1 pseudogene is annotated in these 892 nt (G+C 63.6%); it reads right to left on the bottom strand.

Going from position 1 to position 892, the window contains the following annotated elements:
• Positions 1–892 (bottom strand): annotated as a pseudogene (locus CAPSK01_RS03625) (DDE transposase family protein); the annotation flags it as partial.

Genomic DNA, 892 nt, shown 5'->3' with positions numbered 1-892 from the left:
GGCAAAGGCATGCTCGTAGTGGTAGCCCTGATGCTTTTCGACGAGGAAGCCCGCTTCGATGCCCCAGCGGTGGCGAGCACCGAGGTTGCAGCGCTCATGAACCGTCTCGCGGCTGAGCGGTTGGCTGGAGAGCCAGGCGTGGCGTGCCGACTCGGTCACGATCCTGGCCTGTTGATCGACCCTCTCCCAGCTTTCCTCACAGACCACCGCGTGCAGCTTGAGATGCTGACGCCCGTTCGAACCGAAGGCATAGTCGATGTCGTTGACCCAGGTGAAACGTTGTCGGCGCCTTCCCCAGTTCCGCTGCACGGCTTGCGGCTTCAGGGCCTGGAGCGCGCGGAACTCCTGCCAGACCGAGGGCAAGTCCTGGTCCTTGAGCACGATCATGAACTGCCAGTGGTAGTTACGGCAGCGCTGCATCACCGGCCCGTTGGCGTAGAGTCCGTCGAGCAGGAGCAGAATCCGCAGGCGGGGGAAGCAGGTCTTGAGGCGCTCGCTCAAGCGCGCAAAGGCGCGCCGCTCGCAATCCTGCTTTTGCGCCTCGGGTTCGCCCAAGGCGTGTTCGAGGAACTCGCTGAGCAGCGGGATGACCAGGCCGTTGTGGAAGGCCAGGCTGGCCTCGAGGACGTAGACGAAGTACTGAGTGTGACGGGTTTCCTCCTTGCCGACGGTGCGCTGCAGGAGTTCCTCCGCCCAGAGGGTGTCGCCCGCGAGCTTCTGTGAGCCGTCGATGGCGATCGGATAGCAGTGGTCGATCAGATAGCGGCGAAAGCTCTTGCCGCGAATCAGCCGCTTCACCAGATCGACGTGGGCCTGTTCGAGGTGCTCAAGGTCAATGTCGCGCAACAGCCGAAACAGGGTGTCGGCGTGTGGCAGGGTGTCGATCTCCGGG

This window comes from Candidatus Accumulibacter vicinus (assembly GCF_000584955.1).
In the GTDB taxonomy this organism is placed as follows: Bacteria; Pseudomonadota; Gammaproteobacteria; order Burkholderiales; family Rhodocyclaceae; genus Accumulibacter; species Accumulibacter vicinus.
Note: the sequence above shows the minus strand (reverse complement) of the source record. Positions and strands in the feature narration are given on the sequence as shown.